21 protein-coding genes and 2 pseudogenes are annotated in these 23377 nt (G+C 68.1%); 17 read left to right on the forward strand and 6 right to left on the reverse strand.

Going from position 1 to position 23377, the window contains the following annotated elements:
* Positions 1-15 precede the first annotated feature (15 nt).
* Both AC5P8U_RS16550 and AC5P8U_RS16555 read right to left on the reverse strand, forming a co-directional pair.
* Positions 16-402: a DUF4440 domain-containing protein gene (locus tag AC5P8U_RS16550; protein WP_088496136.1), complete on the reverse strand. Its 387-nt coding sequence runs from the start codon at positions 400-402 to the stop codon at positions 16-18.
* On the reverse strand, positions 399-1760 hold the full coding sequence (locus AC5P8U_RS16555; RefSeq protein ID WP_447897287.1) for an MFS transporter: 1362 nt from the start codon (positions 1758-1760) through the stop codon (positions 399-401). Before AC5P8U_RS16555 ends, AC5P8U_RS16550 begins: the two co-directional genes overlap by 4 nt.
* Positions 1761-1865: 105 nt before the next feature.
* Here AC5P8U_RS16555 and AC5P8U_RS16560 point away from each other — a divergent pair, with 105 nt between their 5' ends.
* A complete protein-coding gene (locus AC5P8U_RS16560) occupies positions 1866-2771 on the forward strand; it encodes a LysR family transcriptional regulator (RefSeq protein WP_447897288.1) in 906 nt (301 codons plus the stop codon).
* A 120-nt stretch (positions 2772-2891) separates the two neighbouring features.
* Here AC5P8U_RS16560 and AC5P8U_RS16565 read toward each other — a convergent pair whose 3' ends face one another.
* Positions 2892-5687 carry a beta-glucosidase family protein gene (locus AC5P8U_RS16565; protein ID WP_447897289.1) on the reverse strand — a complete coding sequence of 932 codons (2796 nt, stop codon included), beginning with the start codon at positions 5685-5687 and terminating at the stop codon, positions 2892-2894.
* Positions 5688-6025: 338 nt separating this feature from the next.
* On the opposite strand from AC5P8U_RS16565, the gene AC5P8U_RS16570 reads away from it, so the two are divergent.
* Positions 6026-6460: a VOC family protein gene (locus AC5P8U_RS16570; protein WP_069138262.1), complete on the forward strand. Its 435-nt coding sequence runs from the start codon at positions 6026-6028 to the stop codon at positions 6458-6460.
* 303 nt (positions 6461-6763) lie between these two features.
* Positions 6764-7468 carry an AraC family transcriptional regulator gene (locus tag AC5P8U_RS16575; protein ID WP_072167461.1) on the forward strand — a complete coding sequence of 235 codons (705 nt, stop codon included), beginning with the start codon at positions 6764-6766 and terminating at the stop codon, positions 7466-7468.
* Positions 7469-7477: 9 nt separating this feature from the next.
* Here AC5P8U_RS16575 and AC5P8U_RS16580 read toward each other — a convergent pair whose 3' ends face one another.
* Positions 7478-8368, reverse strand: coding sequence for a sterol desaturase family protein (locus AC5P8U_RS16580; RefSeq protein WP_088497897.1), 891 nt, complete (start codon positions 8366-8368; stop codon positions 7478-7480).
* Positions 8369-8471: 103 nt separating this feature from the next.
* Between AC5P8U_RS16580 and AC5P8U_RS16585 the strand changes: the two genes are divergently transcribed.
* The 7 genes from AC5P8U_RS16585 to AC5P8U_RS16615 all read left to right on the forward strand — a co-directional run bounded on the left by AC5P8U_RS16585 (position 8472) and on the right by AC5P8U_RS16615 (position 17287).
* Positions 8472-9422: a LysR family transcriptional regulator gene (locus AC5P8U_RS16585; RefSeq protein WP_172412164.1), complete on the forward strand. Its 951-nt coding sequence runs from the start codon at positions 8472-8474 to the stop codon at positions 9420-9422.
* A 92-nt stretch (positions 9423-9514) separates the two neighbouring features.
* On the forward strand, positions 9515-10165 hold the full coding sequence (locus AC5P8U_RS16590; protein ID WP_061479094.1) for a DsbA family oxidoreductase: 651 nt from the start codon (positions 9515-9517) through the stop codon (positions 10163-10165).
* A 36-nt stretch (positions 10166-10201) separates the two neighbouring features.
* Positions 10202-11209, forward strand: a complete 1008-nt coding sequence (locus AC5P8U_RS16595; RefSeq protein WP_227837762.1) for a cyclase family protein — start codon at positions 10202-10204, stop codon at positions 11207-11209.
* Between the two features lie 339 nt (positions 11210-11548).
* Entirely contained in the window at positions 11549-12163 is a 615-nt protein-coding gene (gene imuA, locus AC5P8U_RS16600) for a translesion DNA synthesis-associated protein ImuA (protein ID WP_053499642.1), read from the forward strand.
* Between the two features lie 9 nt (positions 12164-12172).
* Entirely contained in the window at positions 12173-13582 is a 1410-nt protein-coding gene (locus tag AC5P8U_RS16605; protein WP_065178507.1) for a Y-family DNA polymerase, read from the forward strand.
* A gap of 6 nt (positions 13583-13588) precedes the next feature.
* The gene (locus AC5P8U_RS16610) at positions 13589-16699 is read left to right on the forward strand and encodes an error-prone DNA polymerase (RefSeq protein WP_072167457.1); all 3111 of its coding nucleotides are present in this window, start codon (positions 13589-13591) and stop codon (positions 16697-16699) included.
* Between the two features lie 81 nt (positions 16700-16780).
* Positions 16781-17287: a hypothetical protein gene (locus AC5P8U_RS16615; protein WP_069138254.1), complete on the forward strand. Its 507-nt coding sequence runs from the start codon at positions 16781-16783 to the stop codon at positions 17285-17287.
* Positions 17288-17389: 102 nt separating this feature from the next.
* Here the strand turns inward: AC5P8U_RS16615 and ptsJ are convergent, their stop codons facing one another.
* Complete coding sequence (gene ptsJ, locus AC5P8U_RS16620; RefSeq protein ID WP_334271341.1) at positions 17390-18676, reverse strand: MocR-like B6 salvage transcription factor PtsJ; 1287 nt, start codon at positions 18674-18676, stop codon at positions 17390-17392.
* A gap of 76 nt (positions 18677-18752) precedes the next feature.
* Here ptsJ and AC5P8U_RS16625 point away from each other — a divergent pair, with 76 nt between their 5' ends.
* The 7 genes and pseudogenes from AC5P8U_RS16625 (at position 18753) to AC5P8U_RS16655 (ending at position 22270) form a co-directional block, all read left to right on the forward strand.
* Complete coding sequence (locus AC5P8U_RS16625) at positions 18753-19526, forward strand: YggS family pyridoxal phosphate-dependent enzyme (protein WP_447897290.1); 774 nt, start codon at positions 18753-18755, stop codon at positions 19524-19526.
* Positions 19523-20224, forward strand: a complete 702-nt coding sequence (locus AC5P8U_RS16630; RefSeq protein WP_005417093.1) for a glutamine amidotransferase — start codon at positions 19523-19525, stop codon at positions 20222-20224. The genes AC5P8U_RS16625 and AC5P8U_RS16630 overlap by 4 nt, the downstream gene beginning before the upstream one ends.
* A complete protein-coding gene (locus AC5P8U_RS16635; protein ID WP_005417095.1) occupies positions 20221-20445 on the forward strand; it encodes a hypothetical protein in 225 nt (74 codons plus the stop codon). The genes AC5P8U_RS16630 and AC5P8U_RS16635 overlap by 4 nt, the downstream gene beginning before the upstream one ends.
* A gap of 108 nt (positions 20446-20553) precedes the next feature.
* Positions 20554-21060 (forward strand): hypothetical protein, encoded by a 507-nt coding sequence (locus AC5P8U_RS16640; RefSeq protein ID WP_495214237.1) that lies wholly within the window; start codon positions 20554-20556, stop codon positions 21058-21060.
* A gap of 125 nt (positions 21061-21185) precedes the next feature.
* Positions 21186-21392: pseudogene (locus AC5P8U_RS16645) on the forward strand (RNA polymerase sigma factor); the annotation flags it as partial.
* Between the two features lies 1 nt (position 21393).
* Positions 21394-21564: pseudogene (locus AC5P8U_RS16650) on the forward strand (ChaN family lipoprotein); the annotation flags it as partial.
* Positions 21557-22270: an energy transducer TonB family protein gene (locus AC5P8U_RS16655; RefSeq protein WP_447897479.1), complete on the forward strand. Its 714-nt coding sequence runs from the start codon at positions 21557-21559 to the stop codon at positions 22268-22270. The pseudogene AC5P8U_RS16650 and the gene AC5P8U_RS16655, both read left to right, overlap by 8 nt.
* Before the next feature lie 204 nt (positions 22271-22474).
* Here AC5P8U_RS16655 and AC5P8U_RS16660 read toward each other — a convergent pair whose 3' ends face one another.
* Entirely contained in the window at positions 22475-23377 is a 903-nt protein-coding gene (locus tag AC5P8U_RS16660; protein ID WP_447897480.1) for a cation diffusion facilitator family transporter, read from the reverse strand.

Below are 23377 nucleotides of genomic sequence, written 5' to 3' on the forward strand. Positions count from 1 at the left end.
GCCGGCACTACCCGATCAGGCTGCCGTTACTTCATGCAACGCCAGCCAACGCCAACGGCCGTCTTCCTGCCGCAGCACGGCCAGTGCTTCACGCCAGGCCATCCCACCTTCAGCAACGCCCTGCCCTTCACGGTAGCGCAGCATTGCCAACGGTGCCGGCACCGCAATGAACTGCAGGGCATCGACTTCGATACGCAGGCCCGGGCGGGCACCGTGGCCGCCAGCGAACATGCCGGCCAGTGCTTCGCGGTCCAGGCGCTGCCCAGCAATACCGACCATGCTGAAGTCGGTGCAGAAATGATCCATCAGCGCATCCAGCGTACTGGCGGCTGCTTCCGCACGGAACCAGGCCTGCAGCTTGGCGATCAGATCATGGAACTCGTTCTCTGCGGTCATCATCATTGCATTGTCTCGGGTTGGGAAAGAGAGATCGATTGCGGACGGCGCAGCAGCGTCATCGGCAGCAGCGTCATTGCAGCGGCCAAACCCAGCGCCACGCTGGTGGCGCGTTCCGGCAGCCATTGCATGGCCAATGCCAGCAGCAGTGCGATGGCGGCGGTGCCGAGGCAGAAGCTGAGCTGGCGGTTGAGGTTCCAGAGTGCACTGGCATCGCCCAACGCCTCACCTTCCACGCCATGGAAGGCCAGCGTCTGCGCGGTGCTGCTGCACAGGCTGCCGCCGGCGCCCATCAACGCGAACAACAATCCGGCCAGCACGAAGGCCGGCTGCGGCAGCAGCGCCATCAACAACAGGCCGCTGGCCTGCAGGAGCATGCCGGCGCGCAGTACCGCGGCCGGACCGAAGCGAGCCAGCAGGCGCTTGCTGGCCATGATCGCGATGGCCGCAGCCAGCGCCCAGGGCAGCATCAGCGCGCCTATGCGTGCCGCGCTGTAACCGGCGTGGTGCAATTGCAGGGTACTGACCAGTTGGCTGCCGATGAACACACCGGGTACGGCGAGATACACCAGCATCGCCAGCCGCAGCCCGCGATGGGACAGCAGCGACCAGCGCAGCAGTGGCTGCGCCTGCCGACGTGCATGTCGCAGGTGCGTCGCCGCCAGCAACAGCGCGGCCAGCAGCAACACGGCACCTGCACCGCGATGTCCCGATTCGCCCAGCCAGGTCAGCGCCCGCAGCAGCGCACCCAGCGCCAGCATCGCGGTGGACAGGGCATAGGCCTGCAGGCGCGGCGCACTGCGCGCGCCATCGGCCGGCATCCAGGCCAGCACCAGACCGATGACCGCTACCGCCAACGGCAGGCTGGCCCAGAGCACACCGCGCCAGGACAGCCACTGCACCAGCAGCCCGCCCAGCGCCGGCGCCAGTGCTGGCACCAGCAGCGCCACCAGCAGGATGCGGCGGGTCAGCGCGCCACGTTGGTCGGGCGTGCATTGCCGGTACGCTGCGGCTTGCGCCACGGGAATCAGCAGGCCACCGGCCAGGCCCTGCAGCAGGCGCCAGCCGAGCAGCCAGCCGATTCCTGGCGCTGCGCCAGCCAGCACAGCGGCGACCGCGAACAACAGCAACGCCGCCAGCAGCAAGCGACGCTCGCCACAGCGTGCGGCCAGCCACGGCGCCAGCGGAATCACCATGCTCAGGCCCAGCATGTACGCCGTGCCGACCCAGGCCAGGGTGCTCACGTCGGCGTGCAGCTCCGCTGCCAATGCCGGATAGGCCACCGTGGCGATGAACATGTTGACCAGATCCAGGGCGAATACCAGCAGGAAGATCGCCTCATGGCGCAGGCGGGGGGACGGCATCGGCGGCGCTCCAGCGAGGAAGCAGCCAGCATGCCGCCCGGACCCCATTGGAAAAACACGACAGCACCTGCGACACTGTCAAAACTGTTTTGACAATGAATCGCCATGGTCAGCCTCGATCGCTTCGATATCTTCCGTGCCGTGGTCGAAGCCGGCAGCCTGACCGCTGCGGCCGATCGGCTCGGCCTCAGCCGCGCGGTGGTCAGCTTCAACCTGAAGCGGCTGGAGCAGGAGCTGGGCGTGACCCTGCTACTGCGCAGTACCCGCCACCTGTCCCTGACCGAGGCCGGCGAGCAGTTCCTGCAACATTGCGTGCAGGCACTGGATGCTGCGCAGGCGGCGATCGATGCCGCGCGCCGCGACCAGCACCAGCTGCAGGGCGTGCTGCGCCTGACCACCACACCGGAGTACGCCCAGCTACGCCTGATTCCCGCGTTGGAGGCGTTCCGCGCGCAGCACCCGGTCCTGCAGCTGCACCTTTCAACTTCTCCAGCGCCAGCGGACCTCATTCCCGAACGCTTCGACCTGGCGATCCGCCTCGGCCGCCTGCCGGATTCGGGCCTTCACGCCAGTGAACTGGAGCGCCACCCACTGTGCGCGGTGGCCGCTCCCTCGCTGCTGGCGCGCCTGCCCTCTGCCGAGGCTGCCGATGATCCAGTACTGCTGGGCACCCTGCCCCGCCTGGGCTATCCGCGCCTGGCCGATGTGCCGGTGGTTGCACCTGACGGCAGCGATGCCTTGTTTGCCACCAACCCGGGCAACGCCGTGGTACGCGTGGATGGTGCCAGCAGCCTGCGCGCGTTCGCCTTGGCCGGCGCCGGGGTCACCGTGCTGCCACGCTGGCTGATCGAGGACGACCTGGCCCAGGACCGGCTGCGCCCGGTGCTGCGCCAGCACCGCTTCCCGCAGCAGAGTGTCTACGCGGTCTATCCGCACAGTTCGCAGCCTTCACCGAAGGTGCGGCAGCTGATCGATTTCCTGCGCAGGTGGTTCGGCACCGCACCTTTGTAGAGCCGAGTCCATGCTCGGCTGCCCGTCGGTTCGATTGACCGTTCTTCAGCCGAGCGTGGGCTCGGCTCTACAGGAACACCACGAACGGACACGGCCCTGTGCGGGCCGTGTCGTCAGGCATCAGCGCAGCACCTGCTCCACCAGCTGCACATCTACCGTCTGCAGCGGCTCGGCGGCATTGCGCGACAGCTGCACCTGGTAGGTGCCACCGTCGATCTTCCACTGCCGCGCCTGTGCATCGTAGTGGGCCAGGGTCTTCGGCTCGGCTTCGATGCGGATGCGGCGCTGTTCGCCCGGCTGCAGGTTCACCTTGTCGTAGCCGATCAGGCGGATCGGCGTGGTGCTGCCGGCCGGCAGCTTCAGGTACAGCTGGGCCACGTCGGCGCCGGCGCGCTTGCCGGTATTGCGGATATCGACGCTGGCGACCAGGCGCGAGCCTTCCACGCTCACCTTCAGGTTGTCATAGGCGAACGAGGTGTAGGACAGGCCATGGCCAAAGGCGAAGGTCGGGGTCAGGCCCTTGACCGCCATCCACTTGTAGCCGACGTTGGCGCCTTCGATATCGAAATCGAACACATCACCGAACGGCTTGGCCGGCTTGAAGCCGAGGCCATCGATATGCGGGCGCGGCAGCTGCGATTCGTCCGTCACCCAGGTCACCGGCAGGCGGCCGGACGGATTGACCTGGCCGGTCAGCAGCGCGGCGATGCCTTCGCCGCCGCGGATGCCCGGGTACCAGGCCTGCAGCATCGCTGGCACCTGCGCCAGCCACGGTGTGCGCACCGGGCCGTTGGTTTCCAGCACCAGCACGGTCTTCGGGTTTGCCGCGGCCACCGCCGAGATCAGTGCGTCCTGGTTGTCCGGCAGCTGCATGTCCGGCAGGTCCACAGATTCGGCGGCCCATTGCGTGGCAAACACAATGGCCACATCGGCCTGCGCGGCGGCCCTGGCCGCAGCGGCGGCATTGGTGCCGTCCACATATTCGATGGTTGCGTCAGGGCGCGCCGCACGCAGCGATTCCAGCGGCGAGGACGGGTGGAAGATCACCGGGCCCGGCCAGGTGGTCGGCAGCACGCCCGGCACCGCATTGGTGCCCTTGGCGGTGACGCCCACCATCGACGAACCACCGCCGCCGATCACGCCCTTGTCGGCATGGCCGCCGATGATGACGATGCGCTTCACGCTGTCGGCCAGCGGCAGCAGGTTGCCCTCATTGCGCAGCAGCACGCTGCCTTCTTCCACCGTACGCTGGGCGACGGCGAAGCCGGCCTCGGCATCCACCTTCTGGTGCTGCGGCGGGTTGTCGAAGTTGCCGTGCAGGAACATCGTGCGCAGGATGCGCGTGACCATGTCATTCAAGCGCGCCTGCGGCACCACGCCGCCATGCACGGCCAGACGCAGCGGTTCGTCGAAGAACACCGCCGCGTCGAACACTTCACCGGCCGACTGCTGGTCCAGGCCGGCCAGCGCCGCCTTCGAACCGCTGTGCACGCCGCCCCAGTCAGACATCACGAAACCGGGGAACTTCCATTCCTGCTTCAGCACCTGGTTCATCAGGTAGCCGTTCTCGCAGCCGTAGGTGCCGTTGATCTTGTTGTACGAGCACATCGCCACGCCCGGGCGGCCAGCCTCCAGCGCGATCTCGAAGGCCAGCAGGTCCGACTCGTGCATGGCCTGTTCGCCGATGCGCACGTCGTGGAAGTTGCGCCGGGTCTCCATGTCGTTCAGCGCGAAGTGCTTCATCGAGGAGATCACGTGCTGGCTCTGCACGCCCTGGATCAGCGCGCCGACCATCGAACCGGCCAGCAGCGGGTCCTCACCGGCATATTCGAAGTTGCGGCCGTTGCGTGGATCGCGCTGCAGGTTGACGCTGCCCGACAGCAGGATGTTGAAGCGCTGCTGCCACGCCTCGCGGCCCATGGTCGCGCCACCTGCGAAGGCGACTTCGCGGTTCCAGCTGGAGGCGGTGGATGGGCCTGAGGGCATTGCCGTGGCGAAATCGCCCGGACGGATGCCGCCCGGATTGGTCACGCCGACGCCGGCATCGGCCGACTGCTGCGACGGAATGCCCAGCCGCGCCACGCCCGGCACGAAACCGGCCGAACCGACCGCGCCTTCCGGCAGTGGGCCACCATCCTTGCCCAGCCCGAAGTAGCTGTGCAGCATCTGGAACTTCTCATCCTCGGTCATCGCCTTCAGCAGCAGCGCAGCGCGCGCATCGGCGTTGAGGGCGGTGTCCATCCATGGCTTTTCGCCGTGCTTGTCGGCGGCATAGGCCAGTGTCAGCAGGGTGGCGCGCAAGGCGCTGCCTTCCACCTTGAACGGCGCGCTGCTGGCGGCCTGGAAACCGTCGCTGAAATAGCTGGCATCCGCTTCCAGCGCCACACGCGCCGGATCGAAGCCGGCGGCCTTGGCCGATTCACCGGCCACTGCGCCGAGCAGCACCGCCGGTGCACCCAGCCGCGAACGGGTGACCAGCGCTGGCAGCTGCGCGGCACCTGCACCGGCATCGGTATAGACCGCCACGGTGTGGCGGCCATCGTCCAGGCGCAGGTAGTTCAGGCCCGGCTGGTCCGGGCCGGATTCAGCGGCGATCGGCAGCCGGGTCAGCACGGCCTGGCCGCGCTGGGTCTGGCCATCGTCCCTGCCCGCAGCAATGAAGCGGTATTCGTAACCCAGTCCGTCGGCCAGCACCTGCAGCGGATCGACCTGGCCGATGCCGCGCTGCACCTGGCGCACGCTCACTGCGTCCACCTGCAGGGTCTTCAGCTGGGCGGCCAGGGCCGGCATCGCCTCGGCGGTCGGGGCCTGTTCCAGGGTCAGCACGGTGAACGCGGCAGGGTCGGCCCAGGCCGGAGCGGCCAGTGCAGCGGACAGGGCCAGGGACAGTACAAGCGGCTTTGTAAACGTTTTCATCGACAGGCGTAATTCCGTTGCCAAGGCAATCGGTCCAGGGAAAGTGCCGCCGAAGGGTGCAGCGTTCATGCCGCGCAGGGGTTGCCAGGCAACCTCCCGCAGGCCGAAGGACGGGCCGGTCTGCGCGCGGGACCCTCCTCCCGGCGTGACAACCTGCCTGCCCGGGCCGCGCAGGGCGACCCAATCCTGTGAAGATTGTGCGAGGGCGTTCACACCTGTCAACAGGACCTAAGTCACAGGGGCGATCGCTGCCTGCAGTTATCAGGCCATCACCGGCGGTCATCAGCGCGCCGTGCGAGGCTGCCGATAATGAAGGTCCCTGGCCACGAACCGATCCCATGAACGTACATCGCGACTTCGACCATCTCTGGCGCGACCGCTGCGATACGTCCAGCCAGCGCGCACCGCGCGTGCTGATCCGTGTGTTCGTGGCCCCCGGTGAGCTGGAACGCAGCGTGGCGTTCTACGAGCAGTTGCAGGGCGTGGTGGCCGATGCGGGCTTTCCGTTTCCGGAGGCCGGGCTGCGCCTGGCCATGGTCGGTGCGTTCCTGTTGATCGAGGGCAGCGAGGCGGCGCTGGCGCCGTTCACCTCGACCACGGGGACACTGCTGGTCGATGACGTTCGGCCTTATCACGACAAACTGGTCGCCGCCGGCGCCGAGATCATCTTCCCGTTGCAGGTGGTCCCGACCGGGGCGGCGTTCAATGCGGTGCATCCCGATGGCACGGTGGTCGAGTACGTGCATCACCGGCCGGATCCGCAGGGGCGGTGAGGGTGCGCACGGTCGGGCTGCGCCCGGCCCCCGCGGTAGTGCCGGCCGCTGGCCGGCAACCTCAGAAGCAACAGCCGAAGCAAAAGCGGGCTTCCTGTGGGATGGCGGGGTGGGTCCGGCTGCGGGGGGCGCTGCAAGTACGTCCATGTAAGCTCGGGCGCGCCATCCATGGCGCTCACGCCCCGCAACCGGACCCACCCCGCCTTCGACAGTCTCTCGCGACCTGCAGTAGATCCACGCCATGCGTGGATGCTCTTCGTTTCATTGTCGAATTACTCGATTTCGATGGAGATTCATCCACGCATGGCGTGGATCTACAATCCCGTCATGTCTTCCCCCGCCCTGCCCTGGAACGGCACGTTGCTGCTGGATGCGCACGCCGCCGTGCTGCACGGCCATGCCGGTGACAGCGCTTTGCATGCGCACTACGCCCATCAATTGCTGCTGAGCGACGGTACGCCCTGGCACGTCGAGATCGATGGCGTACAGCAGCAGGGCCAGCGGCTATGGCTGCCTTCGTTCCAGCCGCACGCGATCCTGTCGGCACCGGAAGCAGGCTGCACGGTGTTCCTTGAGCCGGCCCACGCCGATCCCACCCAGATCCAGCAGCATCTGCACGCGCTGCCGGGCAACGCGCTGGAGCTGCGCGATTGGTTGCCACGGCTGAGCCGCCCGCAACCGCTGGACCGCCGCGTGCAGGCGGCGTTGGCCCGTATCGCCCAGTACCTGCCCGGCCCGGTGCCGGCTGCCGACATCGCCGAAGCCGCGCACCTGTCAACCAGCCAGCTGCACCGGCGTTTCCAGTCCGACCTGGCGGTGACCCTGCGCGGCTGGGTGCTGTGGCAGCGCTTGCGTACCGCGCTCGCGCACCACCTGCAGGGGCACAGCCTGACCGCCAGCGCGCATGCCGCCGGCTTCGCCGACCTGGCCCATCTCTCGCGCAGCCTGCGCCGCATGTTCGGCATCGGTGCCGCACAGCTGCAGGGCCTGCAGTTGCACGCGACCTGACACGGCCGATCACCCGCGCCTGCGCAGGCCTTCGGGTAGCTCCGGCACCTCGCCATGCGGCAGTTCACGAAACGGCGCCAGCAGCTGCCCCGCGTAATCGCGCGGATAGTCCGGTTGGCTGCCGATGCCGAGATCACATTGCTGCAGCCGATAACCGGGCGCATCGAAGGCGGTCCCCAGCAGATGATCCCATGCGGTCAGGAACAGGCCGAAGTTGACGTCACCGGCGGTGCCGTAACGCATGTGATGGAAGCGATGCAGCGGTGCCCACGCCATCACCCGGCCCAGCACACCCGGGCGCATGTCCACGTTGGAGTGCTGCAGCAGCAGCTGGATGGCGATGGCAAACGCCAGCACCGCCGCCACCGGCATCGGTAGGCCCAGCAGCAACAATGGCAGCACACCTCCCACCGCTTCGGCCGCCTGGTGCAGTGGGTGTTTCATCAGCCCGTTGAATCCGTACATGCGGGTCACGCTGTGATGCACCGCATGCAGGCGCCACAACCAGCCGATGCGATGGCTTGCGTAGTGCACCAGGGTGATGCCGAGATCGGCAGCGATGATCGCCACCAGTACCTGCAGCGCGAACGGCCACTGCAGCGGCCAGACCTGCCACGGAATGATCGCCGCCAGCAGCGGCACCGTGGCGATCGACAGCAGGTTCAGGCTCTCGTTGACCAGCGCGTGCAGGGCATCACGCACACGGTCGCCCTGGTCATGGTTGAACGCAGGGTCATACGGCCAGGCGCGCTCAGCGACGAACGAGACCGCAATGGCGATCGCCAGCAGGGCCAGCAGCCACAACGGATCGCCATGGCAGTGGCCGACCCAGACGACGGCAGTGGCAACGAACCCCAGCAGGAACAACGGGGCATACAGGCGCAGGATCCAGTGCTTCATGGGCAACCCGGGAAATGAGGGGCCTGCATGCTGGCGCCACGTGCGGGTTGCCGGCTTGAACAAACGGCGCAACCCTGCCGCACCGCGTTTCCCACATCCACGCATGGCGTGGATCTACAATGGCGCCCTCATCGCGCCCGGGACCGGCATGGATTCCTTCAACCTGATGCGTGCCTTCCGCCGCATCGTCGAACGCGGCGGGCTCGCTCGTGCCGCCGAAGACCTGGGCATGTCGCCCGCCGGGCTCAGCAAACAGCTGCGCACGCTGGAAGCGCATCTGGGCGTGGTACTGCTGCAGCGGACCACGCGGCGCATGAGCCTGACCGAAACCGGCCACGCCTATTACCGCGAATGCTGCCGCCTGCTCGACGAGCTGGAAGCGCTGGAACGTGGCATCGCCGAGCAGCGTGGCGAGGTGACCGGGCGCCTGCGCGTCAATGTGCCGCAGTCGTTCGCGCTGAGCACGCTGTCGCCGCTACTGCCCCGCTTCCTGCAGCAGCATCCGCAGCTGTCGCTGGACCTGGTGATGGAAGACCGCCTGCTCGATGCGGTCGGCGAGGGTTTCGATGTGTCGCTACGATTGCGCGCTGAGCTTGATGACTCACGACTGGTGGCACGCCGGCTGGCCTCGCTGCAGCAGGTGCTGTGCGCGGCGCCGTCCTACCTGCAGCAGCATCCGGCACCCCAGGCAGTAGGCGATCTGCAGGCGCATAGCGTGCTGGCCTACAGCCTGTCCGACTCGCCCGGCAGTTGGCCGCTGCTCGGCCCGGATGGGCAGGTGACGATCACCCTGCCGGCACGCGTGACCGTCAACAACAGCCTGCTATTGCGTGACCTGCTGGTGGCCGGCATGGGCATCGGCGCCCTGCCCTCGTTCCTGGCGGCACCAGCGCTGGCCCGTGGCGAACTGCAGCAGGTGCTGCCCGACCATCGCTATCCGCCGCGCTTCGTGCATGCGGTCTACCCCACCTCGCGCCATCTGCAGCCCAAGGTGCGTGCCTTCATCGACTTCCTGCACGCCGAGCTGCCCGGCTGCGCCGGTCTGGATTCGTAACCGCCAGCGAAAACTGAGCTGCCCGCAGCGTGCTGTTTCGGCCACGCCGCGCTGCCTACTCTGCCGCCTCCCCTCTCACCGATGGCAGGCAGATGTCTTCCGTTCCTTCCCCCGCCACCGCAGCGCCGGTGGTCGATTTCTTCCACGACGTGGTCTGCGGCTGGTGCTTCGTGCTGGCCCCGCGCCTGCAGCAGGTATCGGCCGAACTCGGCATCCAGGTGCGCCACCGCAGCTTCGTGCTGCAGGATTCGCGCGCGCAGATGGTCGAGGTGTTCGGCTCGATGGCGCGCGCCAAGGCGATCATCCTGCGCCACTGGACCGACTGCGCCGCGCATGAAGACACCGCGCGCATCGATATCGAAGGCATGCGCGCACAGGACTTCGAGTATCCCTCCGGCTGGCTCGGCGCACTGGCCTGCCAGGCCGCAGGACTGATCGGTGGCAATGATGCCCATGGCGCGATGTTCGACGCGGTGCAATGGGCACACCTGCACCAGCACCGCAACATCGGCGATGCCGAAGTGCTGCTGGATATTGCCGAATCGCTGGGCCATCCACGTGGCGCCTTCGCTGACCACATGCGCAGCGACGCGGTGCGCCAGCGCGTGCAGGCCGATCGCGCCGACGCTGCCGCGCTCGGCATCCGGTCCATCCCCACCGTGATCGGCGGCAACGGCCTGCGCCTGCAGACCCTGCCGCTGCCGCAATTGCGCCAGGCCCTGGCGCCCCTGGTCGCGGCCTGAGCCGCGCCCTCCCCCACCCTGCAAGGAGATTTCCTCATGACCCCACGTACCCTGTCCACCGCGCTGGCCCTGCTGCTGGCCGCCACCGCCGCTTCCACCCCCGTGTCCGCACACGAACGCGTTCCCTCCGGCCAGCAGGTCGGCACCAGCCCGTGGGGGCCGAAGGACGAGATCGGCCGCCTCAACCTGATCACCGAAGCCTCTCGCGCCGCGATCCTGTCGCGGGTCAGCGGCGGCAAGGCCTATGACCTGGCCACCGAATACTACGTCGGCATGCCCAGCTGGCAGGATGCCGGCGACCCGCACTACCAGTTCTGGATGACCCACACCCCGCGCGGCACGGTGATGGACGATCCGATGGGCGTGGGCGAGGCCATGAACCTCACCCGCAGCTACACCGGCACCGCGTTCTCGATGTACAGCCACACCGGCACCCACATCGATGCGCTGAACCACTTCGGCATCCACGGGAAGATCTGGAACGGCTTCGAGGCCGACAAGCACCTCGGCGACCGTGGCTGGAATGTCACCGGCATCGAGAAGTTCCCGCCGCTGATCGCGCGTGGCGTGCTGATCGACGTGGCCGCCGCCAAGGGCGTGGACATGCTGCCGGACAGCTACCGCGTCACCCGCCAGGACCTGAAGGATGCGCTGGCACGCCAGAAGGTGAAACTGCAGCAGGGCGACGTGGTGCTGATCCGCACCGGCCGCATGCGCCTGTTCGAGCAGCCCAGGGCCTACATGGCCAACCCGCCGGGCATGGGCCTGGACGCGGCACGCTTCCTGGTCGAGGACGGCGGCGCGATGATCGTCGGTGCCGACAACCTCAGCTTCGAGACCTTCCCTTCGGAGGTGTCCGACGACTACGTGCCGCTGCACACCTACCTGCTGGCACAGCAGGGTGCGCCGATCATCGAGCTGGTGGCGCTGGACGAACTGGCCCGCGACAAGGTCTACGAATTCGCCTTCATCGGCGGCCCGCTGAAGATCCGCGGTGGCGATGCCGCGCCGCTGCGCCCGGTGGCGCTGCCGGTGCGCCCGTAACCAGGGGCATCCCCGGGTAGCGCCGGGCCATGCCGGGTGGGTGCCGACCTTGGTCGGCACCGCGCTTTACCGCTATCCACGCATGGCGTGGATCTACCAGGCTGCGGCATGGATTTGCCGGGGCTCTCTCCAGTAGATCCACGCCATGCGTGGATGCTTTCCCCTTCAGCAACCTGAAACCGGACCCTCCGATTTCATTAGTAATTCTACTTACAACGCGAGTAGCATGTCTGGTCTCAGCCCCTGATACCGGCCCGTCGATACTCGCGCCATGCCCGCCGTTTCCGCCCGTTCCTGCCGTTTCCAGCCCGCCCGGCGCCTCCCCTGGAGGGCTGACTGATGGGTGCCGTCGTCGCCCTCGACCGGCTGCTGGACGGGCGCCAGCTGTGGCGTGGCCCGGCCCGCCAGGGCCCCGCCAGCGACCATCTGGCCAGCGGCCATCCGGCACTGGATGCACGCCTGCCCGGCGGCGGCTGGCCGGCCAGCGGGCTGTGCGAGGTACTGCAGGCGGCGCCCGGCGTTGGCGAACTGGCGCTGGTCTGGCCGGCACTGGCCAGGCTGAGCCAGCGCGACCGCCCGATCGTGCTGGTCGCTCCGCCCTATCGCCCGCACGCTCCGGCCTGGGCAGCGGCCGGGCTGGAACTGGCCCAGCTGCAGGTCATCCAGGCCACGCCGAAGCAGGCACTGTGGGCCGCCGAACAGTGCCTGCGCTCTGCGGCCTGCGCGGCGGTACTGTGCTGGCCGCATCAAGCCGACGACCGCGCCCTGCGCCGCCTGCAGGTGGCCGCCGACAGCGGCCAGTGCCTGGGCTTCGTGTTCCGCGAGGCGCAGGCCGCGCGCAATCCTTCCCCGGCCAGCCTGCGCCTGCAGCTCGACCACGGCCAGGTGCGGGTGCTGAAGTGCCGTGGCGGCCTGCCGCCGGCACAACCGTTGCCGCTGGCCATCGCCCACTGAGGACGCGCCATGCACTGGGCCTGCCTGTTGTTGCCGCAGTTGGCGCTGGACAGCGTGCTGCGCCTGCAGCCCGACCCACAGCGGCCATTGGTACTGCTGCAGGGGCCGGCGCAGCGTCGCGTGCTGCGCGCGGTCAGCCCGTCGGCACGTGCAGCAGGGCTGCGCCCGGGCATGCTGCTGTCGGCTGCACAGGTACTGGTGCAGGACATGCACCTGCACGACTACGACCCCAATGCCGAACAGCACACCCGGCAGCTGCTGGCCAGCTGGGCCTATGCCTACAGCTCGCAGGTCAGCCTCGATTTTCCGCATGCGCTGGTGCTGGAAATCGGTGCCAGCCGCGCCCTGTTCGGTGACTGGCTGACGATCCAGCAGCGCCTGCGCAACGAACTGCACGAACTCGGCTTCCGCCACCGCCTGGTGGCCGCGCCTACCCCACATGCCGCGCGCGTGCTGGCCAACGTCCACGATGGCCTCGGCCTTGATGCGCAGCAGCTGCCGGCGGCGCTGGCGCAGCTGCCCCTGGCGCGCTGCGGCCTGCCCAGCGAGGCGGTGACGGTGCTTGGCCGTTCCGGCCTGCGCACGTTGGGCGCGGTGCTCAAGCTGCCGCGCGACAGCCTGGCCCGGCGCTTCGCCCCCGAGGTCCTGCAGCAGCTGGATGCATTGCGCGGGCTGCCCACCGCGCCATTGCGCTACTACCAGCCACCGGACCGTTTCGATGCGCGCATCGAATTCGAATACGAGATCGAATCCAGCCAGGCCCTGCTGTTCCCGCTGCGCCGCCTGCTGCTCGACCTGGCCGCGTTCCTGTGTTCGCGCGATGGCGGCGTGCAGCGCTTCGACCTGCATTTCGAGCATGACCTGTTGCCGGCCAGCGTGCTGACCATCGGCCTGTTGGCGCCCGAACGCGATCCCGCGTTGCTGTTCGAGATCGCGCGCAACCGCATGGAAGCGTTCGCCCTGCCGGCCGGCAGCCGCGCACTGCGCCTGCAGGCCGAACAGCTGCCGCCGTTCGTGCCCGCCGCGCGTGACCTGTTCGATACCCGTCCGGCGCAGGCGATGCCGTGGAACCAGCTGCGTGAGCGCCTGCGCGCGCGGCTCGGCGATGACGCCGTGCAGCCGCTGGCAGTGCAGGCCGACCATCGCCCCGAACGCGCCAGCGGCACCCAGCCAGCAGCCAGGCCACCGGCATACTGGCCACTGCGCCCCGGTTGGCTGCTGGACGCTCCACAGCCGCTGCGTGACCCGCGCCTGCGCATCATCGCCGGGCCGGAGCGGATCGAATCGGGCTGGTGGGACCAGGCTGACGCGCGCCGCGACTACTACGTGGTGGAAACCGCGCATGGCCAGCGCGGCTGGGCCTTCCGCGCGCGCAACGATCCGCATGCGCCGTGGATGCTGCACGGCTGGTTCGGCTGAGCCGCCATGCACAGCGAACTGCCCGGCTACGCCGAACTGCACTGCCTGTCGGCCTTCAGTTTCCAGCGCGGTGCTTCGATCGCCGAAGAGTTGTTCGCGCGCGCCGCTGGCCAGGGCTACCGCGCGTTGGCGATCACCGACGAATGCTCGCTGGCCGGCATCGTGCGCGCCTGGCAGGCAGCGAAGACACATGGCGTGGCGCTGATCGTCGGCGCCGAATTCCAGGTCGAGGACGGGCCGAAGCTGGCCCTGCTGTGCACCGACCAGGCCGCCTATGCCGGGCTGTGCCAGTTGATCACGACCTGTCGGCGGCGGGCTGCCAAGGGCGAATACCGCTGCCTGCGCGACGATCTGCTCGGCCTGCCCGACGGTTTGTTGTGCCTGTGGCTGGACCGGCAGCCATCCGCCACCGATCTTGAATTGCTACGCACCGGCTTCGATGATCGGCTGTGGCTGGCTGTGGAACTGCACCGCGAACACGATGATGCACGCCGCCTGCAGCAGCTGCAGGCCTTCGGCGAACGCCACCGCCTGCCCCTGGTCGCCAGTGGCGATGTGCACATGCACGTGCGCCGTCGCCGTGCCCTGCAGGACACACTGACCGCGATCCGCCACCGCTGCAGCGTGGCCGAGGCCGGCTGGCGCCTGTTTCCCAATGGCGAGCGCCACCTGCGCCCGCGTACCGCGCTGGCCCAGCTGTATCCGCCCGAACTGCTGGCTGAAACCCTGCGCATCGCCGATCGCTGCCACTTCACCCTGGAACAGCTGCAGTACACCTATCCGCGCGAGCTGGTGCCCGAAGGACACGATCCGGACAGCTGGCTGCGCGTGCTGGTCGAGCGCGGCATCCGGTGGCGCTGGAAAGGCGGCATCGAAGCGAAGCAACGCACGCAGATCGAGCACGAACTGGCGCTGATCAAGCAGAAGAACTACGCCTCGTATTTCCTCACCGTGCAGGACATCGTGCGCTTTGCGCGCAGCCAGGACATCCTCTGCCAGGGCCGTGGCTCAGCGGCCAACTCGGCGGTGTGCTTCGTGCTGGGCGTGACCGAGATCGACCCGGCACGCAGCAACCTGCTGTTCGAGCGCTTCATCTCCGCCGAGCGCGACGAACCACCGGATATCGACATCGACTTCGAGCACGAGCGTCGCGAGGAGGTGCTGCAGTACGTGTTCAAGCGCTACGGCCGCGAGCGCGCCGCACTGACCGCGGTGGCGATCAGCTACCGTGGCCGCAGCGCGATCCGCGACGTGGCCCGCGCACTGGGCCTGCCGATGGACCAGGTCAACGAACTGGGCGCGGCGATGGACCACTGGGGCGGCAACATCCCGCTGCCGGAAACCCTGCGCGAGCGTGGCTTCGATCCGGACACGCCGTTGATGCGGCGCCTGCTGGCACTCACCGCAGAGCTGATCGATTTTCCGCGCCACCTGTCGCAGCACCCGGGCGGTTTCGTCATCTCCGAGCATCCACTGTCGACCCTGGTACCGGTGGAGAACGCGGCGATGGCCGACCGCACCGTCATCCAGTGGGACAAGGATGACCTGGATGCCACCGGCCTGATGAAGGTCGACTGCCTGGCATTGGGCATGCTCACGGCCATCCGCAAGTGCCTGGCGATGCTGAAACAGCATGGCCTGCACGAAGGGCGCATGGATGCCATCCCGCCCAAGGATGCGAAAACCTTCGACATGATCTGCGCCGCCGATACCATCGGCGTGTTCCAGATCGAATCGCGCGCACAGATGGCGATGCTGCCGCGCATGCAGCCGCGCACGTTCTATGACCTGGTGATCGAAGTGGCGATCGTGCGCCCCGGGCCGATCCAGGGCGACATGGTGCATCCCTACCTGGAGCGGCGGCGGATCCTGCGCGAACAGGGCCCGGAGGCACTGAACGATCCGGACAATCCGCTCTACCCACCGCAGCTGGAACGCGTGTTCGCGCGTACGCTGGGCGTGCCATTGTTCCAGGAACAGGTGATGCAGCTGGCGGTCGAAGCAGCTGGCTACACGCCTGGCCAGGCCGATGCCCTGCGCCGTTCGATGGCCGCCTGGAAACGTCGTGGCGGGCTGGAACCGCATCGCGAGAAGCTGTTGGCCGGCATGCTGGAGAACGGCTTCAGTCGCGAATACGGCGAGCACCTGTTCGAGCAGATCAAGGGCTTCGGCGATTACGGCTTCCCGGAAAGCCACGCCGCCAGCTTCGCCCTGCTGACCTATAACAGCTGCTGGCTGAAATGCCACCACCCGGCCGCATTCACTGCCAGCCTGATCAACAGCCAGCCGCTGGGTTTCTACAGCCCCGACCAGCTGCTGCAGGACGCACGGCGGCATGGCATTACCGTTCTTCCCGTGGACGTACGCCACAGCGACTGGGACTGCACGCTGGACTTCAGCAGGGGGCCGGCGGCGATCCGTCTGGGCCTGCGCCTGATCGACGGCTGCAACGAAGATGCCGTGCAGGCCATCATGCGCGAGCGCGCGCGGCGCCCGTTCGACGACGTCGGCGACCTGTGCCAGCGCACCGCGCTGGACCGCCGCCAGCAGGGCCTGCTGGCCGATGCCGGGGCACTGCGCGGGCTCAGCGGCCATCGCCATCGTGCACGCTGGGATATCTCGGGCGTAGAGAACCGGCTGCCGCTGTTCGACCAGGCCCGTGCCACTGCCGAAGCACGCGTGCCCCTGCCACTGCCCAGCGCCTGGGAGGACATGCAGGCCGACTACCGCAGCACGGGCACCACCCTCGGCCGCCACCCGATCTCGTTCCTGCGCGCGCAGCTGCGCAGTCGTGGCTGCCTGGATGCCGCACAGCTGGCCGGGCACGGCCACGGCCGCCGTGTGCGCATCGCCGGACTGGTGCGCATGCGCCAGCGGCCACAGACCGCCAGTGGCGTTACCTTCCTCACCCTTGAAGACGAGACCGGCATGGTCAACGCCGTGGTCTGGCGCCACCTGGCCGACCGCCAGCACCGGGTGCTGGTCGACACCCAGCTGATGCAGATCGATGGCCGCCTGGAGCGCGTTGATGGCGTGCAGCATGTCATCGTGCAGCGCATGCACTGCCTGGATGAGCTGCTGCAGGGACTGCGCAGCCACAGCCGCGATTTCCACTGACGATACAGATCGTCACACAACGAACTGGCCTTTGCCCGCCGGCATCCGCTATCGTCGGCCTATCCAAGGAAGGACGACCCGATGCCCCGTGTGCTGCTGCTGACCACCCTGGTGGTCTCGACCCTTGCCCTGCTCGTTTCCGGCTGGACCGCCTGGAGCCTGCATCGCAGCCAATCGCCTGAGCGGATCATCGAAGCGCGCGGCCTGGTCATCCACGATGGCACTGGCCAACCACGGCTGATCCTCGGTGCGCCGGTGCCGGACCCCCTCAGCAGGGGCCGCACCCAAGGACCGCGTGCAACCGCGCTGTCCGGCCTGATCCTGCTTGGCCCCGACGGTTCCGAGCGCGGCGGTTATGGCACCAGCGACCGCGGGGGCGAAGCCCTGCTCACTCTGGACGATGCCACCGGCACCACCGAAGTCTTCAAGGTCGTCGCCAACCCGGACCGTGGCGCCAGCCTGATGGTCAAGCACCAGAACAATACCGGCGCCATGCTCACCTCCTGGCAGGGCAAGCCGGAGCTGATGTTCGTCGATGACAGTGGCCAGTCCTACTACGTGCGCCCCGGCGCCAACGCCGCGCCCTGATCTGCTTCTGTAGCGCCGAGCCATGCTCGGCTGCTTCTACCAACAGCAGCCGAGCATGGCTCCGCGCTACAAAGGCGAAACAACGTCGAGCATGGCTCGACGCTACAGACCACACACCGCCGCCAGGTCATCGGCAAGCTGCCGCAGCTGCGCCGCCCCCAGCGCCGCGCAGGTGATGCGCAGGCCATGCCCTGGTGCAGCCACCGCAAACACTTCGCCAGCACGCACATGCCATCCGCGCGCAGCCAGCGCCAGTACCTGTGGATGGCTGTCGGCCGGCAACGGCAGCCACAGGTTCAATCCCTCCATCGGCAACGGCGTCGGCACACCACGCGCGCGCAGCAGTTCCTGTAGCGACTGCAGGCGCTGCTGGTACCGCTCGCCTGCCGAGACGATCTTCGCCCGCTGCGGCGCCGAGGCCAGCACCGAAGTGGCGGCATCCTGCAGCAGATGACTGACCCAGCCGATGCCGGACGCCAACCGCAACCGCAACCGCATCGCGGTCTCGTCATCACAGGCCAGCCAGGCCAGGCGCAGGTCGGGGCCGAGCGGCTTGGACAGCGAACGCAGCAGCGCCCAGCGCCGGCCATCCAGCGGCAGTACCGAGTGGTAGGCCTGCTGCGAGAGCAGTGCGTAGTGGTCATCGATCAGCACCGCCACCTGCGGGTAGGCCGCCAGCAGCTGGCGCAACGCCCGTGCCCGCTTCGCATCCAGGCTGGCCCCGGTCGGGTTGTGCGCACGCGGGGTCAGCAGCACCGCGCGCGCCCCGGCCTCCAGCGCCTGTCGCAGCGATTCAACCTGCATGCCATGCGCATCCACCGTCACCGGCAACGGCACATGGCCCACGGCATTGAGCACATTGAGGCTGCCGAGGAAGCATGGATCCTCCACCGCGATGCGATCCCCCGGCAGCAGCCATGCCGCCAACAGGCGCTCGATGCCATCGACCGCGCCATGGGTCAGCTCCAGCGCGTACCCCTCGGGGCAATCCGCATCCAGCGAGGCGCGTGCCAACGCCTGCAACCTCGGGTCGACCGTGCCCACGCCATACAGCCGTGGCGCCGCCGGGGCCAGGCGCAGGCTGGGCAGCAGGCGAGGATCCGGGTTGCCACCGGCCAGGTCCTGCAGCGCCAACCCCGGCGTACTGCCCTCGCGCGCCAGCGTCGGCGGCAGGCCACGCACCACCGTGCCGCGTCGGCCCGCGGTACTGGCCAGGCCGGCCGCATCCAGTCGCTTGTAGGCAGCAGCCACGGTGTTGCGATTGACCCCCAGCTGATCGGCCAGTTCGCGCACCGGCGGCAGCACGCTGCCCGCCGGCAGGCGGCCCTTGCCGATGCCATCACGGATGCTGTCGAAGATCGACTCGGCGCTATGCCCGGTGATTTTCATTTTGTCCTATGCCAAAATAATTCTTGTCCTGTGCCAGTGTATCCCACCCTGGCCATCCTGCATTGGAGGTGCCCGCATGCCCCTTGCCGCCGCCGACTGGCCCATCGCCCAGTCCGTTGAACAGATCGCCGCCAACCTGGTCACGGTGCGCCAACGCATCGCCGCTGCCTGCGCCCGCGTCGGCCGGGACCCGGCCAGCGTGCGCCTGCTGCCGGTCAGCAAGACCGTCGATGACGCCCGCATCCGCATGGCGGTGGCCGCCGGTTGCCGCGAGCTGGGCGAGAACAAGGTGCAGGAGGCGCAACGCAAGGCCGAGACGATGGCCGATCTGGGCGTGCACTGGTCGGTGATCGGGCATCTGCAGACCAACAAGGCGCGCTACGTGGCGCGCTTCGCCAGCGAGTTCCAGGCGCTTGACAGCCTGCGCGTGGCCGAAGCGCTGCAGCAGCGCCTGCAGCTGGAAGACCGCACGCTGGATGTTTTCGTGCAGGTCAACACCTCCGCCGAACCCAGCAAGTACGGACTGGAACCCGCTGCCGTCGAGGCATTCGTGCAGCAGCTGCCAGTCTTCGACCGGCTACGCGTGCGTGGCCTGATGACTCTGGCCATCTTCACTCCCGAAGTCGAACGTGTGCGCGCGTGCTTCGTGCGCCTGCGCGAACTGCGCGAGCAGCTGCAGCGTACCGCCCCACCCGGCATCGACCTGTCGCAGCTGTCGATGGGCATGTCCGGCGACTTCGAAGTGGCCATCGAGGAAGGCGCCACCGTGGTCCGTGTCGGCCAGGCCATCTTCGGCGCACGCGCCACCCCGGACAGTTTCTACTGGCCCAGCAATGGAGCCCCGGCATGAAGCACGCGGTTGTCCTGCAACACGTTGCCTTCGAGGACCTTGGCACCCTGCAACCGTTGCTGCTGGCCCAGAGCTGGCAGCTGCAGGTGCTGCAGGCGGGTGTAGATGCACTCGATCCGGCCGAAGCGGCTGACCTGCTGGTGGTGCTGGGTGGCCCGATCAGCGTCAACGATGTTGATGTTTACCCGTTCCTCAACGATAGCATCGCGCTGTTGCAAGGGCGTTTGCAGCAGCAGCGGCCCACGCTGGGCATCTGCCTGGGCGCGCAGCTGATGGCACGTGCACTCGGTGCCGATGTCGCCGCCAGTGGTGGCAAGGAGATCGGCTTTGCGCCACTGCTGCTCACCGATGACGGTCAGCGCTCGCCACTGCAGGCCCTGCAGGGCATTCCGGTACTGCATTGGCATGGCGAGGCGTTCGAACTCCCGGCGGGTGCACGCCGCCTGGCCAGCACGCCGGCCTGCCGCCACCAGGCCTTTGCCATCGGTAACCATGCGTTGGCACTGCAATGCCATCCGGAGCTGGACGCGCGCCAGTTCGAGCGCTGGCTGATCGGTCACACCCTGGAACTGGCGCAGGCCGGCATCGATCCGAACGACCTGCGCACGCAGGCGCGTCGCTATGGCGCGCCACTGGCCGCGGCCGCCACCGCGATGTTCGACCATTGGCTGCAGGACCTGCCGGAGCTACCGCGATGAACTACCGATTGCAGATCCACCGCGATGGCGCCTACTGGGGCCACTTCGACTGCAGCGGCCCCGATGCCATGCAACGCATGGACGCCATCGCCGCACAGCTGCCTGCAGACCAGGGCTTCCAGCTGAAACGGCAGAAAGGCATCGGCGAAGAGCGCATCCTGTCCAGCAATGCCGATGGCCTGCGCGTACTGGCTTCGCAGATCCAGTACCGCGACCTCTGACGATCGTCACGGTAGTGCCGGCCGCTGGCCGGCACCCGACGGGCAACAGATTTGCCGGCCAGCGGCCGGCACTACCCCGGCTGTTCGCCCGCGTGCGAAGCTTCACCCATGCTGACCCTGCAACGCGGCAGCCACCACGGACTGCTCATCGCACCGCGCTGGCCCTCCATCCGCATCCAGCTGGAAGAAGAGGCACTGCAACGCCTGCTCGACGCGCAGGCATTGCTGCCCGCCGGGCTGGGCCTGCTCGTCACGCGCGGCTTCGAACCCAGCCACAGCTGGCTCGGCAGCTTCCGTCGTGGCGTGCGTTGGCTCGGCATCGCAGTGTTCCGCGCCTGCTATCCGCAGCGCCATGATGAAGTCGATGCCATCTTCGGCGCCAACGGCCACGACATCGATGGCCGTCATATCGATGTCTCAGTGGTATTGCACGGCAAGCGGCTGCGGCTGCTGCCACTGGGCGTGTTCACCCCGCCGCGCTGGCAGCAGCGTCGCACCGCCCGCCATGCCGAAGCGATCGCCCGGGTGAAGCGCAGCCTCCAGCACTGCGGTTTCGAGCTGCATCACAACCCCACCGAAGCCCTGCAGATCCACTGCGACTTTCGTCCGCGCTGACCTCGCAGTCGGCCACGCATGCCGCGCCTCGCGTCCATGGATGCAAATGATTCTCTTTTGCTGTAAGGTGTAGCCGCTGCCCTTGCCGCCGCGGGCTGTTCCCTTTCCCAGTTGTCGCCCGCCCCGTGTCCACGCCTGTCGAACCGAAGGATGTCGCGCAGCTGTGCGCGGCCCACTACCAGCCGCTGCACGCCCATGTCCGCCGTAAGCTCCCGCAACGCAGCGATGCCGATGATGTCGTCCAGGAGACCTGGCTGCGCGTCGTCAGAATCGCCGCCAGTGGCCTGCTGAGCAATGGCCGCGCCTACCTGTACCGCGTCGCCCACAACCTGAGCCGCGGCACCCGCGCTGCTGGTGGCCGGTCGCTGGCATGTACTGCGCGGTACTGGCATGCCGGACTACCTGCCAGCGGGCACACCAGCGCTGGTGATCGCGCTCGCTTCAGTCGGTGCATCCGTCGATGCGACCGACGCCGACCTGCTATGGGTGCTGGACGATGAGTGAGCGCGGCCAACACTGGCAGGCGATCGCCATCAGCATCGGGCTTCACCTGTTGCCCCTGCTGCTGTTGGTGCACTGGGTGGCCGCGCCGCCATTGCTGCCGCCGCCCGAGCAGGACGTGCGCATCAGCCTGCGCCTGCTGGCACCGGCGACGCCGCCGCAGCCAGTGGAAGAACGCCAGGCCGACACCCCCAGCCAGGCGCAGCAGGCGCGCGCATCCCAACCCACGAAGTCGCCCCCTCCACCGAAGCCTACCGCCGCACGCGAGGGCGAAGTGGCCGCCAGCGAACGCAGTGGCGCTGGCCGGCAAGCCCTGCCGGTCGCCCCGCCTGCGGCCGCGACCGATGCAAGTCCCGCACCGGCATCGATCACGGCCGCGCCGCCCGCTCCCGACGCCCCACCGGCGGACTTCCAGGCCGGCGCCGCCAGCGACCAGTGGGAAGCCCGCCTGATGGCGCGGCTGGAGCGCTATCGCTACTACCCCGCTGCGGCCCGCTCACGGCGCCAGCAGGGCACTGCCTGGGTCAGGGCCAGCATCAATCGCGAGGGACGCCTGCTGGCCCTGCGGTTGGAGCAGTCCAGTGGCCAACCGATGCTTGACGGCGCCGCACTGCAGACCTTCCGCCGCGCGCAGCCACTACCGCCCATTCCCGATGAACTGAAGGCACCACAGGAACTGGTGGTGCCGGTGGAGTACTACCTGCGCTAGGCGTTGTGGAACTGTGCTGCAGTCTGCAACCTCAACCCAGGTTCAGGTCAAACACATCCGGCGCAACAGAGCAGTCCGCCGTGTGCAACGATCGCGTGGCCGGGCCGGCTCGGCCGCTCCACGCGAACGGCAGCCGAGCATGGGCTCGGCTCTACAGGGGAACAGAACCTGGCCGGACGAGGCCCCGGCGCGAAAGAGGCAGGGCTACGTCCACGCCGGATCCGCAGTGAGATCGATGGTCAACCAGAACGTGCTGCCCCGCGCATCCAGCCGCACGGCGATCTCATCGCGCATCGCATCAACCTCGCCCACCGAGCCCAATGGCGTGCCGGGGTCTGCCAGCACATGGATCTCGATGAAGCGCATCCGCCCCATCTTCGCCACGTGGCTGGTGAAACCGGCATAGCCACGCTCGGACACGAACGCCTGCATCACCTGCTGCACGCGCCGGTCCAGGTCATCCGGCGCCACCTGCAGCACTTCGCGCATGGCCTTCCATGCACTGCGCGCCGGCACTGGCAGTACCGCCAGGCTGATCAACGCCAGCACGATCGAATCCAGGTACGGGACCCAGTGGTGCCACTTGCCGCCATGCAGGGCCAGGGCCAGCACGAAGGCCAGCACCACCGCCAGGCTCATCAACCCACCCAGCAACCAGCCTCTTACATCCAGCCACAACAGCGCCGAGCGCAGGTGCCGCGCACGCTGCGCGACGAACGTCGCCATTGCCAGGTTGCTGGCACTCAGCAGCGCCGCCCACCACAGCGCGGGCCCGAATTTCACCTCATGCCCGCCCGTGGTCAAGCCAATGACCGCGTTGGCCAGCGCATACACGCAGGCCAGCGACAGGATCACGCCGCCGAGTGCCTCGACCATCGGCTCCAGGTGCCAATAGCCGTACTGGAAGCGCGGGCTCTGCTCCCGCGCCACCAGCCGCAGTACCGACAACGACACCAGGGTCAAGGCAACGTCGACCAGGCTGTACACGCCGTCGAACAGGATCGCCTGCGATCCCACCAGCAGGCCACCGATGAAGCCGACCGCGCTCACCGCGATGGTCACCCCGATGGAGAACTTCAGGATGCGTTGCTCGCGCGCGGTATCCAT

The organism is Stenotrophomonas sp. YJH_SMC_81 (assembly GCF_059370875.1).

Bases quoted from the DNA above. Each gene is read 5' to 3' on its own strand.
- AC5P8U_RS16550 (WP_088496136.1), bottom strand. From the start codon at position 402: ATGATGATGACCGCAGAGAACGAGTTCCATGATCTGATCGCCAAGCTG.
- AC5P8U_RS16555 (WP_447897287.1), bottom strand. From the start codon at position 1,760: ATGCCGTCCCCCCGCCTGCGCCATGAGGCGATCTTCCTGCTGGTATTC.
- AC5P8U_RS16560 (WP_447897288.1), top strand. From the start codon at position 1,866: ATGGTCAGCCTCGATCGCTTCGATATCTTCCGTGCCGTGGTCGAAGCC.
- AC5P8U_RS16565 (WP_447897289.1), bottom strand. From the start codon at position 5,687: ATGAAAACGTTTACAAAGCCGCTTGTACTGTCCCTGGCCCTGTCCGCT.
- AC5P8U_RS16570 (WP_069138262.1), top strand. From the start codon at position 6,026: ATGAACGTACATCGCGACTTCGACCATCTCTGGCGCGACCGCTGCGAT.
- AC5P8U_RS16575 (WP_072167461.1), top strand. From the start codon at position 6,764: ATGGCGTGGATCTACAATCCCGTCATGTCTTCCCCCGCCCTGCCCTGG.
- AC5P8U_RS16580 (WP_088497897.1), bottom strand. From the start codon at position 8,368: ATGAAGCACTGGATCCTGCGCCTGTATGCCCCGTTGTTCCTGCTGGGG.
- AC5P8U_RS16585 (WP_172412164.1), top strand. From the start codon at position 8,472: ATGGCGTGGATCTACAATGGCGCCCTCATCGCGCCCGGGACCGGCATG.
- AC5P8U_RS16590 (WP_061479094.1), top strand. From the start codon at position 9,515: ATGTCTTCCGTTCCTTCCCCCGCCACCGCAGCGCCGGTGGTCGATTTC.
- AC5P8U_RS16595 (WP_227837762.1), top strand. From the start codon at position 10,202: ATGACCCCACGTACCCTGTCCACCGCGCTGGCCCTGCTGCTGGCCGCC.
- imuA (WP_053499642.1), top strand. From the start codon at position 11,549: ATGGGTGCCGTCGTCGCCCTCGACCGGCTGCTGGACGGGCGCCAGCTG.
- AC5P8U_RS16605 (WP_065178507.1), top strand. From the start codon at position 12,173: ATGCACTGGGCCTGCCTGTTGTTGCCGCAGTTGGCGCTGGACAGCGTG.
- AC5P8U_RS16610 (WP_072167457.1), top strand. From the start codon at position 13,589: ATGCACAGCGAACTGCCCGGCTACGCCGAACTGCACTGCCTGTCGGCC.
- AC5P8U_RS16615 (WP_069138254.1), top strand. From the start codon at position 16,781: ATGCCCCGTGTGCTGCTGCTGACCACCCTGGTGGTCTCGACCCTTGCC.
- ptsJ (WP_334271341.1), bottom strand. From the start codon at position 18,676: ATGAAAATCACCGGGCATAGCGCCGAGTCGATCTTCGACAGCATCCGT.
- AC5P8U_RS16625 (WP_447897290.1), top strand. From the start codon at position 18,753: ATGCCCCTTGCCGCCGCCGACTGGCCCATCGCCCAGTCCGTTGAACAG.
- AC5P8U_RS16630 (WP_005417093.1), top strand. From the start codon at position 19,523: ATGAAGCACGCGGTTGTCCTGCAACACGTTGCCTTCGAGGACCTTGGC.
- AC5P8U_RS16635 (WP_005417095.1), top strand. From the start codon at position 20,221: ATGAACTACCGATTGCAGATCCACCGCGATGGCGCCTACTGGGGCCAC.
- AC5P8U_RS16640 (WP_495214237.1), top strand. From the start codon at position 20,554: ATGCTGACCCTGCAACGCGGCAGCCACCACGGACTGCTCATCGCACCG.
- AC5P8U_RS16655 (WP_447897479.1), top strand. From the start codon at position 21,557: ATGAGTGAGCGCGGCCAACACTGGCAGGCGATCGCCATCAGCATCGGG.
- AC5P8U_RS16660 (WP_447897480.1), bottom strand. From the start codon at position 23,377: ATGGATACCGCGCGCGAGCAACGCATCCTGAAGTTCTCCATCGGGGTG.